Source organism: Ruegeria sp. YTSC106 (assembly GCF_059609765.1).
The window spans coordinates 285,823-302,061 of sequence record NZ_JBXWMI010000005.1; the positions used below are offsets into that span (position 1 = coordinate 285,823).

The window sequence follows — 16,239 nt, forward strand, 5'->3', positions numbered from 1 at the left end:
AAGTGGGTGTTTGGTCATTTCTGCGTTGCGCGCTGTGCAATGCAGCATAATTTTTAGTCAGAACATAAAGTATCGCTGTGCCATGGGCAGTACTTCGGCGGGTTGGCAGGTCAGCAATTCGCCATCTGCCCGGACTTCGTAGGTTTCTGGATCAACTTCGACATGAGGTGTCGCGTTGTTGAGCAGAAGATCCTGTTTGCCAATCTCTCGCGTGTTTTGGACAGCCACGGTCTGCTTTGCCAATCCTAGTGTATCACCGATCCCGTCCGCCAGCGCGGCTTGCGACACAAAGGTGATTGCTGAGTTTTCAACGGATCGACCATAGGCACCGAACATTGGCCGACTATAAACCGGCTGCGGGGTGGGTATCGAAGCATTGGGATCACCCATCTGTGCACAAACGATGGTGCCGCCTAGCAAAACCATCTCAGGCTTCACTCCAAAAAAGGCAGGGTCCCATAGGACCAGGTCGGCGCGTTTTCCTTCCTCGATACTGCCAATCTCGTGGCTGAGGCCATGGGCAACCGCAGGGTTAATCGTGTACTTGGCGATGTAACGGCGAACGCGCAGGTTGTCGTTGTCACCGGATTCCTCCGGCAGGCGGCCTCGCTGTTTCTTCATTTTATCAGCCGTTTGCCAGGTGCGAATTAGAACTTCGCCAACGCGCCCCATCGCCTGACTGTCAGAAGCGATGATGCTGAAGGCACCCATGTCGTGCAGGATATCTTCAGCCGCGATGGTTTCACGCCGAATGCGGCTTTCAGCAAAAGCCACATCCTCGGGGATGGATTTGTCGAGGTGATGGCAGACCATCAGCATGTCGAGATGTTCCTCTACCGTGTTCACCGTAAAGGGCCGCGTCGGGTTGGTAGAGGAGGGTAGGACATGGTCCTCACCGCAGATTTTGATGATGTCGGGGGCGTGGCCGCCGCCCGCGCCTTCGGTATGGAAAGCGTGGATAGTACGGCCCTTTATCGCGGCAACTGTATTTTCAACAAACCCGGATTCGTTGAGCGTGTCGGTGTGGATCATCACCTGAACGTCCATCGCATCAGCGACCGCAAGGCAGCAGTCGATGGCCGCCGGAGTCGTGCCCCAGTCCTCGTGCAGTTTCAGGGCACAAGCTCCGGCTTTTACCTGTTCCTCTAGAGCAGCGGGAAGCGAAGCATTTCCCTTGCCCGCGAAAGCAAGATTCATGGGAAAAGCATCTGCCGCCTGCAACATCCGGCCGATATGCCATGGGCCCGGGGTGCATGTGGTCGCCAGAGTGCCATGTGCCGGGCCAGTGCCGCCACCAAGCATGGTCGTCAGGCCAGAATGCAGCGCGTCCTCTATCTGTTGAGGGCAGATGAAGTGAATATGGCTGTCGAACCCGCCAGCCGTCAGGATGCGACCCTCGCCAGCGATGGCCTCGGTGCCGGGGCCGATGATGATGTCTACGCCGGGCTGTGTATCCGGATTTCCGGCTTTGCCAATCTTGGCGATGCGCCCGTCCTTTAGGCCGACATCCGCCTTGTAGATACCCGAGTGATCCACGATCAGAGCATTGGTGATCACCGTGTCCACGGCGCCTTCGGCACGCGTGGCCTGAGACTGCCCCATCCCATCGCGAATGACTTTGCCACCACCGAATTTAACCTCTTCACCATAGACATCTTCGCGGTGACCGGTCTCGCTGAAACGCGCAGTCGTTGCGCGCTCCACGATCAGGTCTTTTTCTACTTCGATGATCAGATCGGTATCTGCCAATCGTACTTTGTCGCCGACCGTGGGGCCGAACATGGAGGCATAGTCACTCCGGCTGATCTTGCCCGGCATCTTTCAAAGCCCCCATGATGTGCATATTGAAACCGTAGATGTGCCGGCGCCCCTCAAATGGCACCAGCATAACTTCGCGAGTTTGGCCTGGCTCAAATCGCACCGCAGTGCCCGCCGGGATGTCCAGCCGCATACCCAAAGCTGCATACCTATCAAAATCCAGAGCCGGGTTTGCTTCGGAAAAATGGTAGTGGCTGCCGACCTGTATTGGTCGGTCGCCGGTATTGGCGACGATAACAAGACGGCTGCTGCGTCCTGCGTTCAACGTCAGTGAGCCTTCGGCCGGAATAATCTCACCCGGGATCATTTCGGCAGCTTCAAAATCACGGTAATGGCGATGACCGCGATCAAAGCCAACCCAGCTGCGAGCGCGGCGTAATCACTGCCATGGGCGTGAACTTGGGTATCCGAATGGGCCATGGCCGGACCAGCCAGAATGAGAGCGGGAAACAGCATACGGTTCATGGGTGACTCCTTTGGAAATTAGCGAATGGGGTTGTGGACAGTCACAAGTTTTGTGCCATCCGGGAAAGTGGCTTCAACCTGCACCTCGTGGATCATCTCGGGCACGCCTTCCATGCATTGGTCCCGGGAGATCACTTCAGCCCCGGCTTGCATCATGTCGGCGACTGAACGGCCATCGCGCGCGCCTTCGACCACGGCGTCGGTTATCAACGCAATGGCCTCGGGGTGGTTCAGCTTGACGCCGCGGGCCAGTCGTTTTCGAGCGACCTCGGCGGCCATGGCGACCAGCAGTTTGTCTTTTTCGCGAGGGGTCAGGTTCATGTCAGAGCATCCAGCATCGGGGCAATGTGTCTTTGTTCAGACGGTGTAGAACTGGTATCAGCGTTCGACGTAGTGCAAAGCTGTTGTCGGCCAGAATGCGAATGACCAATAGGTCTTTCCGGATCACGGTTGCCCCTGCGGTGTCCGGTAGCATTGCCCGCACAGGTTTCAGATGACCTTCGGCAGAACTCGACGCTAAGACGATTAGCGCCATCGCCCCTGCGCCGTTTGTAATATGCGGCTTGGATACGTGCGTATGCCAATCACCAGAGAACCTAATCGCATCGAGAAACACTGGCGTCTCTTCGCGCCGAATCTCGATCCGATCGCGCAAGCGAATGTTCGTCAGCGTCTCGCCCATGGCAACGCGCCCAAAGACCAGCGGCTCGACCATCAGCATTTCAGCATTGAGCGCCAAGTCGATCCTAAGGCGTCGGTCCAAAGCGCTGCCGTTGTACAGAATGGTTTCTTGCGGCAACCAGTTCAGCCGGGCACCAGATTCAACCGTCAAATGATTTGTAATTTGGCCCCATTCTTGGGGCCGGGCTTTGTAGGCGCGCTCGCAGGCTTGTGTCGTCAAGGTCAGCGCCGTGCTTTTTGCTGCCTTGCAAGAAAATCGGAATGAATCGCCTCCGGTCACACCGCCCGCCGTGTTCAGAAGAACCGCATCAAGATCAGGTGTGATCGTTCTTGGGAATAGGCATTTAAAGGACCCAGACTGGCGAAATCTGTCCAGCACAGTCCTGTTGCCCAATTGTTTGGTACTTAAGCTGACGGTGCCTGCAGCACGTGGCGGTACCGTGCTATGCGTGGGCAATATGGCTGCAACTTGTGTAATAGGGCACCTTTAGCGCGTCGTTTGGTGCCACCTGTTTCTCTGTTGAAGTGTCGGAACACTAATCTGCAGTGTCGGAATCAGCTTATTTCCACATCGTGTGTCTAAATTTTAGACAGCAACCTTCGACTTAGATGAAAAAATATGCGCTTCTCGCCGATTTCCCAAATTGGGCTAAAGGTAAGTTGCCAACCTTGCTGCAATGCAGAAACCGTATGGGTGCCACCGCGGAAATGACCCGGGGGTGTGTGACGGCTGCGCGAATTGGACCTCGAACACAGCCGCCACACGGAACGCAACAACAGTTGCGGGGATCAGGTAGAAGAAGAGTGTGCCTTTGCGCAAGCCTTCTCTGCCGGCCCCGCCAGGAGGATTGTATGAAATCGCTCAAATCCACGCTCACCGGATCGGTTGTCTTTGCTACCATAGCCACCGCTGCGTTGTCGGACGAAGACACGATCAAGGTCGGAGTGCTGCATTCACTGTCGGGCACGATGGCAATCTCAGAGACTACTCTGAAAGACACCATGCTGATGCTGATCGACCAGCAAAACGCCAAAGGTGGTCTTTTGGGCAAGCAGCTTGAGGCCGTTGTCGTGGATCCCGCATCGGATTGGCCGCTGTTCGCGGAAAAAGCGCGTGAGCTGCTGACCGTCCACGAGGTGGATGTAATCTTTGGCAACTGGACTTCGGTCAGCCGCAAATCAGTACTGCCTGTGATCGAAGAGCTGAATGGTTTGCTGTTCTATCCGGTTCAGTATGAGGGCGAAGAAAGCTCCAAAAATGTCTTTTATACCGGTGCGGCCCCGAACCAGCAGGCGATCCCTGCGACCGATTATTTCCTGGAGGAACTGGGGGTTGAGAAATTCGCTCTGCTCGGCACGGACTACGTCTATCCCAGGACCACCAACAATATTTTGGAAAGCTACCTTAAGCAAAAGGGTATTGCGGACGCGGATATCTTCGTCAACTACACCCCCTTTGGCCATTCTGACTGGTCCAAGATCGTATCTGACGTCGTTGCACTGGGCGAAGATGGCAAAAAGGTTGGTGTGATCTCGACGATCAACGGAGACGCCAACATTGGTTTCTATAAAGAACTGGCCGCAGCTGGTGTTTCGGCAGATGACATTCCTGTCGTGGCCTTTTCGGTTGGTGAGGAAGAACTTTCCGGTCTAGATACCACCAACCTCGTCGGCCATTTGGCGGCTTGGAATTATTTCCAGTCGGCGGATACTGATGTGAACGCCGAATTTGTCGAAACCTGGAAAGCCACTATGGGTGACGAACGGGTGACCAACGATCCTATGGAGGCGCATTTCATCGGCTTCAACATGTGGGTGAATGCCGCGACCGAAGCCGGCTCGACCGAAGTAGACGCTGTGCGCGCCGCCATGTATGGGCAGGAATTCCCGAACCTGACCGGCGGTACTGCTGTGATGTTGCCGAACCACCATCTGGCTAAGCCGGTTCTGATTGGTGAGATTCAGGAAGACGGCCAGTTCGACATCATCAGCGAAACCGACGCTGTGCCGGGCGATGCATGGACCGACTTTCTGCCTGAATCGTCAGTGCTGAAATCGGATTGGAAAGATCTCGGCTGCGGTATGTACAACACCGAGACCGAGAGCTGCGTTCAGACTTTGTCGAATTACTAAATCGTACGCAAGGCGGGTGTGATCGCCCGCCTTGCCCAAAGACACGCGGGTTTCACCACATGTTAAGACTATTCCTTGCGGGCTTGGCAATTCTCTTTGCCTGCCTGAACGCCAACGCGCAAGAGGGTGGCCTGCAGCCGATCTTGCAGGATCATCAGGAGATCATTGTCAAAAGCTCGCGCAAGACGATCAAACCGGCGATTGATGCGCTTGCCGCCAGTGGGCTGCCGCAAGCGCAGGTGATGCTTGAGACATGGGCCGCCAAAGACATGTGGATGCGCAAGTCTGATGGTCTGTTCTTTGCCGGAAAAACGGCCGAAGGACGGCTGTACGAACTGACCGATTTCGACACGGGCGAAGTGGTCGGTACCTTTGAGAAATCCGACCTGAAGCAATTGAAACCCAACAGTGGTATCCGCGCTATGATCGGGACAGCACTGGTGCAGTTCCAGTTGACCGACCCGGACCGAAAGAAGCGCCTGGCCGCACTAAAATCCATTCAACGTGATCCCGAAGGCGCGCTGCTCGAACCTCTTCGTGCCTCGATCGAGGACGAGCCAGATGTGGATTTGAAGGCCCAGAAGCAACGGCTCGAACGGCTGCTGACTATTGGATACGACGAAGACATTGCGGCCCGCGTGGCTGCAATTGAAGAGATGTCGAACGATCTGGGTGTCGACGTCCGCGCGGCGTTGAACCCGTTACTCGTGACCTCACGAAAGACCGCTGCGGACCTGCCATCGGATGTTAACGTCGCCATCGTTCTGGAACCCGGATCAGACGCTTTGTCGCGGGATGACGCATACCACCTGTTGGTCGCGAGTGACTTGGCTGCGCCCCCTGTGTTGCCTGACGACATCCGCCTGGTTTTGGCTGCGAACATTGATGGTGGCCGCGTAGGGGGCATCCCGGTCGCGCAACTGAACGGGAATACTGCGCGCGCACAAGCTTACAGCACTCTGGCCGAAGCCGGACTTGTTCCTGTGTTGGTAACTGAGGCCGATATCGACACGGCCCTGGGCGCGCATGTGTTTTTTGAGACTTATGCCGAACCGTCCATCGAAGTAACCGCCGCTGCCGAAAAAGCGTTAGAGAAGATCGAACTGAAAGTTGGCCTAAACCAGACGCTCGACCTGACGTTGGACGCAGTCTCTCTGGCCTCGATCTATTTCCTTGCCGCCATTGGGTTGGCCATCACTTTCGGTGTGATGGGTGTAATCAACATGGCCCATGGCGAATTCATCATGATGGGCGCTTATACGGGGTACGTCGTTCAGCAGTTCGTCCCCGACCATACGGTATCGATCATCGTTGCCATCCCAATGGCCTTTGCCGTCACGTTTGCCATGGGCGTCGCCATGGAGCGCCTGGTGATCCGTTGGCTTTATGCCCGCCCGTTGGAAACACTGCTGGCGACCTTTGGTATCTCGATTGCCTTGCAGCAACTAGCAAAGAACATCTTTGGTACACAGGCTCGACCTCTGACAGCTCCGGGTTGGCTGGACGGTGCCTGGGTGATGAACGATGTGGTTTCGATCAGCTATATCCGCATTGCAATCTTCGTACTGGCGCTGATCTTTCTGGGGCTGTTCCTTTACATCATGAAACGGACAAGGCTGGGACTTGAGATGCGTGCGGTCACGCAGAACCCGCGCATGGCCGGATCGATGGGGATCAATCCGGGGCGGGTGAATATGCTGACATTCGGTCTGGGTTCTGGCATTGCCGGGATTGCCGGGGTCGCCATTGGCCTTTTTGCCAAGGTCACATCAGATCTCGGCAACGACTATATCGTGCAAAGTTTCATGACCGTAGTTGTCGGTGGTGTCGGCAACATCTGGGGCGCGCTGGCAGGCGCGGGGATGATCGGGTTCCTGCAGAAAGGGATCGAGTGGATGAACCCGTCGAACACGCTCGCGGCGCAAACCTACATGATCATCTTCATCATCATTTTCATCCAATTCCGACCACGAGGCATTATTGCCCTCAAAGGTCGCGCGGCGGGGGATTGAGCCATGGAACGTAGTTTTGTTGCTAAGAACCCATCTGTGTTGGTCTTTCTGGCCATCCTGTCGCTGTTCACGCTGGGTGTAACTGTCCTGTCCGAAGGGTTCGGGATCGGTGTGATTTCAACCAGTTTCGTCAAAACGCTTGGCAAGACCCTGTGCCTGTGTTTGATCGCGGTCGCGATGGATCTGGTTTGGGGTTTCACCGGCATTCTATCACTAGGCCATTTCGCTTTCTTCGGGCTCGGTGGCTATATGATCGGCATGTGGCTGATGTACGAACGCACCCGGCTGATCGTGGTCGAGTCATTGTCACAAGCCGACATTCCGGCAACGCCTGCCGAAGTTGTGGACGCCATCGGCACTCAGATTTTCGGCGTAGTCGGATCATCCGAATTCCCGCTGATCTGGGCGTTTTCGCACAGCTTGACGCTGCAGTTGATACTGGTCGTTGTGGTGCCTGGCCTGCTGGCACTGATCTTTGGCTGGCTGGCCTTCCGCAGTCGAGTGACCGGCGTCTATCTGTCGATCCTGACGCAAGCAATGACGCTGGCTCTGGCGCTGTATCTGTTTCAGAACGACAGCGGTTTGCGCGGCAACAATGGCTTGTCCGGCTTGCAGAACCTGCCCGGTGTCACTGTCTCTCAGGACGTTGTTTCGCTCTGGTTCCTGTGGGCTTCGGCTTTGGCGTTGGGACTGGGTTACATGCTGGCGGCATGGATCGTGTCGGGCAAGTTCGGCTCAGTCCTGCGCGGTATTCGAGACAACGAGGCGCGGGTTCGGTTCCTCGGCTATTCGGTCGAAGCCTACAAGTTGGCTGTCTTCACCCTGACGGCTTGCATCGCCGCAATCGCGGGTGCGCTATATTATCCGCAGGCTGGCATTATCAACCCCGAGGAGATGGCCCCCATCGCCTCAATATATCTGGCCGTCTGGGTCGCTATCGGCGGCCGGGGCCGCCTGTATGGTGCGGTCATCGGCGCGGCTTTTGTCAGCCTGCTGAGCACGTGGTTCACGGGCGGGCAGGCCCCGGATATCCTGCTTGGCTTTTACACGATCAAATGGGTCGACTGGTGGCAAGTGCTGCTGGGTGTGTCCTTTGTGCTGGTCACGCTGTTTGCTCCGCAAGGTATCGGAGGTTTGTTCGACTTGTATACCAACCAGCGTCATCCTGATCGGCATGGTGCCAATCTGGGACCGGATGAAGGCGCTTTGCGTGAGAAAGAGGCCAGCCAATGAGCACCTTGTTAGAAGTAAGTGGCGTATCGGTTACCTTCGACGGGTTCCGCGCTATCAACAACTTGTCCTTCCAGATTGGTGAAGCGGAGCTACGTTCCGTGATTGGCCCGAATGGGGCTGGCAAGACTACGTTTATGGACATCATCACCGGCAAGACCCGGCCGGATGAGGGGCGGGTCATATGGGGTGAAAAGTCCGTATCTTTGTTGGATATGACCGAGGCAAAAATCGCGCAGGCGGGAATCGGGCGGAAGTTTCAGAAGCCCACGGTTTTCGAGGATCAGTCCGTGCGCGATAATCTACTAATGGCGCTAAAGAAAAATCGTGGCTGGGTTGGTGTGCTGCTTTACCGTCCGTCCAAAAGTGATTTGCAGAAGGTCGAGGACCTAGCCACCGAAATTGGGCTTTATCTGGAACTGAGCCGGAAGTCAGGTGAACTGAGCCACGGGCAGAAGCAATGGTTGGAAATTGGCATGCTGCTTGCGCAGGACCCACGTCTGCTGTTGGTTGACGAACCCGCCGCAGGCATGACCCCGCAAGAGCGCGAACATACCACAGACTTGCTGGTTCAAGCTGCAAGGACCCGCGCGGTTGTGGTCGTTGAACATGACATGGAATTTGTCAGGCGCCTGAACTGCAAAGTCACGGTTTTGCATGAAGGATCAGTATTAGCCGAGGGCAGTCTTGATCACGTGACATCAAATCAGGACGTCATCGATGTCTATCTGGGGCGCTAGAAAATGTTGAAGCTGACCGATCTGACTTTGCACTATGGGCACTCGCAAATCCTCAATGGGATTTCCATGGAAGCTTTGCAGGGTGAAGTAACGTGCGTCATGGGGACCAACGGTGTCGGAAAAACCAGTCTGATGAAGGCAATCTCAGGGACGCACCCCCGTTCCGGTGGCGAACTGGAGCTTGACGGAAAGCAAATGGGTATCTTGCCTGCTCATCAGATGGCCTGGAAAGGTGTGGCATATGTCCCTCAAGGTCGTGAAATATTCCCATTGCTCACGGTTCGAGAAAATCTGGAAACAGGCTTCTCCTGTCTGCCTGCCAGCGAACATTTCGTTCCAGATGATATTTTTGATATGTTCCCGGTCCTCAAAAAAATGCAAAACCGGCGCGGGGGCGACCTTTCCGGCGGGCAGCAGCAACAGTTGGCCATCGCACGTGCACTGATCACAAGACCGCGCCTGCTGGTGCTGGATGAGCCAACCGAAGGTATTCAGCCGAACATAATCCAACAGATTGGCGAGGTGATCCGGCACCTCAGAAAGACGAGCGGAATGGCAATTGTCTTAGTCGAGCAGTATTTCGACTTCGCATATGATCTTGCCGACAGGTTTGTTGTGTTGCGACGTGGCGAAGTCATGGTCAAAGGCACACGAGATGACCTGACGCGTGATCAAGTGTTGCGGGCCGTAACAGTTTAGCAATGCTCGATGTAGTTGGCTTTGGTATGGGTGCATCAAACCCAAATCATGTCCTGCATTAAGGCTCGGGACATGGTTTGATCCTACAAAAACGTACAATTTGAGAAGTGCTTTTTTTTGAGATAGGGCCCTTCGGTACCTCTTGCCGTGATATGTGAGTACTTTCGGACAGATCGACAGGCTTGGTGTTGTATCAAGGTTCGGCTTGAGCTTGAACCTTTCCGCAACGTTGCGCTCCACGATGGTCAGTGCTGACTGCAGTGAACGGGCGGTTTGGACTTTAACGGCTTATGCCCGTGCAAACGCTCGCAAATAGGTGTCCGCTGTATTGCCGAAAACACATTGCTGCGGGCGCGAACGCTTTCTGCGTCACCAGCATTCGAAATCCCAAAAGTCCGGTTTGTCCCGCAAGGCAGACATTCACTGAATTCTGCCGAACGCCTGTACCGAGCCCAAACCAACCGATGCTGTTGAAGGCACCAATGTCAGCGATGCGCAGATAGCTGACTTTGCAGATTTTCGTGAGATTTCAAATCCGAGCCCAGAGCCTCGGCGCAATTTCCATCACTCTGTCTGCCTTGAAAATGGTTTCAGAAAAGTTTTGCAAGGAAAACACGGGTTCCTCGGTTTTACGCTGGTCCCGTCAATTAGTGCTGTTTTCATTGACACATTGCCTTGCATGCGATCCGCTAAACTACGTCATCTGTTTTAACGCAAGGATTTGATGTCATGCCAGAATCGCTCAACCTGCATAAATTTGAAAACCTAAGTCCTTTCCAAATCAAAGACGAACTTATTAAGTTGGCGCAAAAAGAGGCGCGGCAGATGGCTCTGCCATATCTTAATGCTGGTCGAGGGAACCCAAACTGGATCGCCACTAAAGCGCGGGAGGCGTTTTTCCTTTTAGGGCAGTTCGCTATGACAGAAGCTCAGCGCCATCGTAATGAGCCGCAAGTCGGTCTGGCTGGGATGCCGCAAGGGCCAGGCTGTTATGACCGGCTAAAAGCTTATTGCGCCAAATCGGTTGAAGGAAACGGTCCTCCTGGTGCGGGAACTTTGGCGGCCGCAGTGGATTTTGCGATTGAGAAGTTTGGTTTTACACCGGACGATTTCGTGCTCGAGCTGACCGACGGTATTGTTGGCGACCACTACCCGATGCCCGACCGTTGCATGGAGCACAACGAGGCGATTGTCCACGAATACGTTATGTGGGCGATGTGCACGGGGCACCGACCGGATGCGAAGTTCGATATCTACGCGGTTGAGGGTGGAACCGCTGCGATGTGTTACATCTTCAAGGCACTCAAGAACCAGCGGTTGCTGAATGCCGGCGACACCATTGCGTTGGGTACACCGATTTTCACGCCTTATCTGGAAATGCCGGTACTTGAAGACTATGGGCTGAACACAGTGGATGTATCTTCGAAAGAAGAGGACCACTTTCAACTGAACGACGATGATTTCGAAATTTTGTCCGACCCGAAAGTCAAAGCGCTGTTTCTGGTCAACCCGGGCAACCCCTCTTCAGTCGCTATCAGCCCCGAGGTCACGACCCGGCTTGTCGAGTTCGTAAAGAACCGCCGCCCGGACCTGATCATTCTGACTGACGATGTTTACGGGACCTTCGTTCCAAACTTTCAGTCCATCTTGGGGCACCTGCCTGAGAATACCATCGGGGTCTATTCCTACTCCAAGTACTTTGGTTGTACCGGATGGCGCTTGGGCGCGATTTTGGTGGCCGAGAACAACATCTTCGACAAGATGATTGCGGGGGCTCCGGACGAAACCAAGGCCTTGGTCAACGCACGGTACGAAACGTTGACGCCTGATCCATCCTCGTTCAAGTTCATTGACCGGATCGTCGCCGACAGCCGCGATGTCGCGCTGAACCACACTGCAGGTCTATCGCTGCCGCAACAGGTGATGATGACCTTGTTTTCACTGGTCGAGCTTATGGACGAAGAGAAAGCCTATCAGAAATTCTGCTGGGGTATTCTGAAACATCGCTTTGACGAGTTGGTCGAAGGGATGGGCATCGAAGTTCCCGATAACCCGCTTTTCGACAAGTACTACGGTATCATCGACTTCGAATTCTGGCTTCGTAAATACGTGGGTGAAGAGGTGGTCGAATGGATCAAGGAGAATGTTCACCCGCTGGATATATCTTTCAAGCTGGCTCAGGACCACGGGATCGTTTTGCTGAATGGATCGGGCTTTGACGCGCCCAACTGGTCGGCGCGGGTATCGTTCGCCAATTTGGATGATAGTGCTTACCGTCAGATCGGAAGAGCGGTGCGCGCAGTGGCCACCGGTTACGTGCAGGCCTACCGTGCCTCGAAAGGACTGCCTTTGCACGGTTGAAATCTAACACTAGCAATGAGGAACGGATCAGCGTGATGATTGCCACACACGCTGATCCCACCCTTCCAAGTTAGGATCCCGGTTGTCGCGCCCATTTCCGGTTTGACTTACGGAACAAAAGCCACGACCAACGGCCCCCATAGCGTCAGGAAGATGTTGGCCACGGCATAGGTCATGGTGAAGGCTGGTGTAGGTGTCGAGTTCCCTGCCTTTTCCAATAGTGTCGCAAAACCGGGATTGCCCGAGCGTGATCCGGTCACAACCGCACAGGCCTCAATCGGGTTTTTTATACGCAGGGCGAAATAGTTGATCGGGAACTGCACGATCATGGGCATCAATGTAACCACTACACCCAACAGCAGCAGCGTGATCCCGTATTCCTGAATCGCCTCTAGCGCGGGCTTGCCTGCATTAAGGCCAACGACACCAACAAACACAGCTAATCCAAAGCTCTGAAGGAAATTCGCGGCTCCACGGTTAATACCGCCGATCTTGGGTCGCCGGATGCGCATATAACCGATGATCAACCCTGTAACCAGGCATCCGAGGCCGGACCCTAAAGCCACCTTCGTTCCTGCGATGACAAAACTGATCTCTCCTATCAGATAGCCGATGGCCACGCCGATCCCCAATGCAATGAAATTGGTTACCGAGGCCGAAGGCGGAACGTAGCCCGCTACTTTCGCAACTCGATTCAGATCGTCCTTGTGACCGACAATGCTGACCTCGTCACCTGCGTGTATCTCGGTGTTGTGCAGGACAGGGACATCATGGCCCATGCGGGTGATCTTTGAGATGTGAACACCGCGCCTCTGATCCGCTGTCAGAGCCTCACTCAATTCTGCCAAGGTTTTGCCAGTCAGTTTGCGGTTGGTGACCACTACGTTACGGCGTTCCTCTACAACCGTCAGTTCAGGAGGATACTCTCCGATTTCACCACTGGCGCTACCCTCGAACTGGGTCAAAGTCGCTACGAGGCCAGAGACGACCACAACGTCTCCTGCATTGACCACTGTTTCAGGATTCGGATCCACAGGAGCGCCATCGTGGAGTAACCGTTCGACGATCAGATCACCATCATAGCCGCTTTCGATGTCTTTAACGGGTTTTCCGGCAATGGTTGCATCGGCATTTACCTGATAGGCTCGGGCGTCAAACCGGTTCATAGGAAGGAACTCACCTTCCTCTAGTTTGCGACCGCCGCCGCTGAGTTTCTGAGCCAGCTTAATCGCTTCTTGCCGCAGGTCGACACGCATGATGATTGGAATGACACTAACTGCCAAAATTGGGCCGATCGAGCCGAAGATATAAGTAACCGAGTATCCTACGGCGATGTTGGTTTTCAACTTTTCCGCCTCATCTGCGGCCAACCCAAGCAGATCTATGGCATTTCCAGCGGTGCCGATGATTGCAGATTGTGTCAGGCCACCAGCGGCCAATCCAGCCGCCAACCCTTTATCCAAGCCGGCCAACCGAGCAACAACAATAACAAAGAACAACCCCCAGAGGGTCATCATAAACGCGGCAAGTAACTTGGTCAGCGCAGTTCGGTTCAAAGCCGCAAAAAATTGAGGCCCGCCATTATAGCCAACCATAAAAATGAAGAGGGAAAAGAAAACATTCTGAACATCGGTGCTAAGGTTGATACCGCCGATTTGGCCAATGAAGACCGCCACCAACAACGTACCAGCGATGCCCCCCAGTTCGAACTTACCGACCCGAAACTTCCCTACGCCGTATCCCAGACCCAGACAAAGAAACAGTGCCATGATCGGGAAGGCGCGCAGCTGTTCTGTAATCAATTCCATTGTAAAATCTCCCGGGTCCAAACGCTGGTCCTTTCTTCTCAAGATACAGCGCCTTACTGTGCTGAAAACAAGAAAATTTTGACAACCGGCGCCATGCGGAAATTTCGAAACTACTCGGAACAACCTTTTTTAGGCAGATGCGCTTGCAACCTAAAAACTACTTTTTTTGGAATCTAGGTCACTCCATTCACTCTTTGTTTCTTAAGGGGGTCAGTCTTGGCTACTTCAATGGACTCTTGAGTTCCCTTCGGACATGCTGCGGATATTCACGTAGGTTGCAGCGCGTGGCGGTTGTTTTCATGACCTGACCTGCAGGAATGAAGCCATAAGATTGAAGCTTGGGCGACCGTGAACCGGACAGTGTCTTCATAGACGCAGTTAAGTCTTCAGTCTCTTTCTCAGACACTTTCGATTCCGAGAGTATTGCAGTGTTTTTGGCGTGCAACTTTTCTTGGTTCTATTAGAAAGCCACTAACAATTTTGCGCTATAGAAAAGACGATCATCCAAGCTGACAGCTTTTTCCGCTGACTCGACAAGTTTTTCCGCTGACCCGACAAGTGCGCCTCAAATCCAATGTCCACTTCGGGCTGAGACCGGTCCTCAGCAACCAAAGAGCCAACGGCAAACTTGTCCGCATTGCGGTCGCTCGCGATATTTGGGCGAACGTCTGCACCGAGCCCGGAGCAGTCGTTACAGCGGGCAGATATTTTGCCTAAGTCTTCGATATCATGAGGTAGTGAGTACCGGTTGCGACCAAAATTTGACCGTCAATTACGGGGTTCGTATTTCGATGCTGTCGCATTTGCCTCAGATGCCCTTGGCGTAGCCGAGTCCACCAATCGGGCAATCAAAAAAAGAAATTTACCAGTCATCGATATTAAAACTCACCCGTTCTGTCACGGACCTTGAAACCACTTTCCATGATAAGTGTTGTAGGCTCTTTTATCGACGACACAGCTTTTTTAACGTCAATGCTCTCAACGCTTTGGGTCAAATACGTTTTATAAAAGTAACGCGCGTTGGTTGTGTCAGCTGCTGACGTCCATAGTGTGTAGTCAGTGTGTATGCCATCGCCAACTGCCTCGCGAATAGAGCCCTTTGGAATGTCAAAAACGTTCAAGATATGGAATGCTTTAAATATTGCGTCGTCCACGTCATCAGACGGAAGAGATGTGTTCGCGAAAGCAACAGCTCGGACAAATCGAGCTGGAGATGAATGGTCACCCGGCAAGCCCAACAGGCCGCTGCCTTGTCCGAATGGCGCGATGTTTTCTGAGCCTACTGTCATCAAACCGCGATTTTCACTTTGGAGGCCAACATAATTTCTGAGATTGGTCAGGTGCCAATCGTAAGATGGGTTGTTTGTGACAGCATTAACTGTGTTGTCATAAACTGTAAGGCCGCTCTTGGTGTACTCAATAACAATTGAGGTGCCCGTTGAGTCTGTCACCGCATAGTGAAACGGCGCAAATCCGTCAATTTCGGCCACGTACGTACCCACTACGTCAATGGATGGAAGTGCCGCTTTAACTTCAGCGACTGTGGAGAACTGGCCAAGAATCCAGTTTCCCATTTCTTCGGATGAAACGGCACGGTCGCGATTTTCACCCGTCAATTCAGAGAATACCGCGTCACCGGCAAAGTAAAAAGCGCCAAAGTATAAGCCTTCTGTGTTAACGCCATCAAACACAATTGGCATGTCCAATCCGTTTGCACCTAGAAAGCCGTATTTTGCCTCGTACGCGAAGCCCTTCACATCAGGATTCAAACCGAGTGTTTCAATCGATGTCCCGGATGGAACCGCAAAAATATTTGACTGAATGTCAAAACCAAACTCCATGGTCCGCGCAGGCACTGTTGTGCCGTCTGCCGACTTAAGAACGATTCCTGTGCATGCCAAGGCGGATTGAGTCGTTATAGCCACGGCCAACAACGCCGAACTCACAAGCTTACTTAGCTTCAGAACGCTAACTCGTTTCATTGGCCTACTTCCTTTTTTAACCTTGCGCTGTTGTAGTTACGGTAGCGAAACTGAATCGGATCGAAATGACAGCTAACATGCAAGATTCAAGTTCAAAGCCATCATTCGCTGCGATGATCGTGAATGACAATGTTTTGGCCATTCGGGTGGATAAACACAAAAGGTGCGAACGTCGGGCAAGTCCGCAAAGTACACGTTCAGCAAGTTGCAGCGAACGACCGCATTGAGCCCAGATGTATGTACCGGCTGCTGTTCGCAAGTGAGATATCGGCGTGGCTAGCGGTAGTCGCTGATATGTATCCGGCCTGTT

Annotated in this window: 13 protein-coding genes; 6 read left to right on the forward strand and 7 right to left on the reverse strand. The window is 53.8% G+C overall.

Going from position 1 to position 16,239, the window contains the following annotated elements:
* Positions 1 to 57: 57 nt before the first annotated feature.
* The 5 genes from ureC to AC2FEB_RS09775 are packed head-to-tail and all read right to left on the reverse strand — an operon-like array spanning position 58 to position 3,421.
* Entirely contained in the window at positions 58 to 1,818 is a 1,761-nt protein-coding gene (gene ureC, locus AC2FEB_RS09755) for an urease subunit alpha (RefSeq protein WP_117869591.1), read from the reverse strand.
* The gene (locus AC2FEB_RS09760; RefSeq protein ID WP_117869590.1) at positions 1,793 to 2,125 is read right to left on the reverse strand and encodes an urease subunit beta; all 333 of its coding nucleotides are present in this window, start codon (positions 2,123 to 2,125) and stop codon (positions 1,793 to 1,795) included. Before AC2FEB_RS09760 ends, ureC begins: the two co-directional genes overlap by 26 nt.
* Positions 2,122 to 2,283, reverse strand: a complete 162-nt coding sequence (locus tag AC2FEB_RS09765; RefSeq protein WP_159090125.1) for a hypothetical protein — start codon at positions 2,281 to 2,283, stop codon at positions 2,122 to 2,124. Before AC2FEB_RS09765 ends, AC2FEB_RS09760 begins: the two co-directional genes overlap by 4 nt.
* 18 nt (positions 2,284 to 2,301) lie before the next feature.
* Positions 2,302 to 2,604 (reverse strand): urease subunit gamma, encoded by a 303-nt coding sequence (locus AC2FEB_RS09770; RefSeq protein ID WP_058272437.1) that lies wholly within the window; start codon positions 2,602 to 2,604, stop codon positions 2,302 to 2,304.
* A 1-nt stretch (position 2,605) separates the two neighbouring features.
* The gene (locus AC2FEB_RS09775; RefSeq protein ID WP_496674095.1) at positions 2,606 to 3,421 is read right to left on the reverse strand and encodes an urease accessory protein UreD; all 816 of its coding nucleotides are present in this window, start codon (positions 3,419 to 3,421) and stop codon (positions 2,606 to 2,608) included.
* A 395-nt stretch (positions 3,422 to 3,816) separates the two neighbouring features.
* On the opposite strand from AC2FEB_RS09775, the gene urtA reads away from it, so the two are divergent.
* From urtA to AC2FEB_RS09805, 6 genes are all read left to right on the forward strand, one after another.
* On the forward strand, positions 3,817 to 5,097 hold the full coding sequence (urtA, locus tag AC2FEB_RS09780; RefSeq protein WP_299898820.1) for an urea ABC transporter substrate-binding protein: 1,281 nt from the start codon (positions 3,817 to 3,819) through the stop codon (positions 5,095 to 5,097).
* A gap of 59 nt (positions 5,098 to 5,156) precedes the next feature.
* Positions 5,157 to 7,109 carry an urea ABC transporter permease subunit UrtB gene (gene urtB, locus AC2FEB_RS09785; protein ID WP_496674098.1) on the forward strand — a complete coding sequence of 651 codons (1,953 nt, stop codon included), beginning with the start codon at positions 5,157 to 5,159 and terminating at the stop codon, positions 7,107 to 7,109.
* A gap of 3 nt (positions 7,110 to 7,112) precedes the next feature.
* Positions 7,113 to 8,342 (forward strand): urea ABC transporter permease subunit UrtC, encoded by a 1,230-nt coding sequence (gene urtC, locus AC2FEB_RS09790; RefSeq protein WP_496674101.1) that lies wholly within the window; start codon positions 7,113 to 7,115, stop codon positions 8,340 to 8,342.
* On the forward strand, positions 8,339 to 9,079 hold the full coding sequence (gene urtD, locus AC2FEB_RS09795) for an urea ABC transporter ATP-binding protein UrtD (RefSeq protein WP_496674104.1): 741 nt from the start codon (positions 8,339 to 8,341) through the stop codon (positions 9,077 to 9,079). The genes urtC and urtD overlap by 4 nt, the downstream gene beginning before the upstream one ends.
* Before the next feature lie 3 nt (positions 9,080 to 9,082).
* Positions 9,083 to 9,778 carry an urea ABC transporter ATP-binding subunit UrtE gene (urtE, locus tag AC2FEB_RS09800; protein ID WP_496674106.1) on the forward strand — a complete coding sequence of 232 codons (696 nt, stop codon included), beginning with the start codon at positions 9,083 to 9,085 and terminating at the stop codon, positions 9,776 to 9,778.
* Positions 9,779 to 10,507: 729 nt separating this feature from the next.
* Positions 10,508 to 12,139, forward strand: coding sequence for a bifunctional aspartate transaminase/aspartate 4-decarboxylase (locus AC2FEB_RS09805; RefSeq protein WP_496674109.1), 1,632 nt, complete (start codon positions 10,508 to 10,510; stop codon positions 12,137 to 12,139).
* A gap of 107 nt (positions 12,140 to 12,246) precedes the next feature.
* Here AC2FEB_RS09805 and aspT read toward each other — a convergent pair whose 3' ends face one another.
* Both aspT and AC2FEB_RS09815 read right to left on the reverse strand, forming a co-directional pair.
* Positions 12,247 to 13,947, reverse strand: coding sequence for an aspartate-alanine antiporter (gene aspT / locus AC2FEB_RS09810; RefSeq protein WP_496674112.1), 1,701 nt, complete (start codon positions 13,945 to 13,947; stop codon positions 12,247 to 12,249).
* A gap of 878 nt (positions 13,948 to 14,825) precedes the next feature.
* Positions 14,826 to 15,929: a linear amide C-N hydrolase gene (locus AC2FEB_RS09815; RefSeq protein ID WP_496674115.1), complete on the reverse strand. Its 1,104-nt coding sequence runs from the start codon at positions 15,927 to 15,929 to the stop codon at positions 14,826 to 14,828.
* Between the last annotated feature and the right edge of the window lie 310 nt (positions 15,930 to 16,239).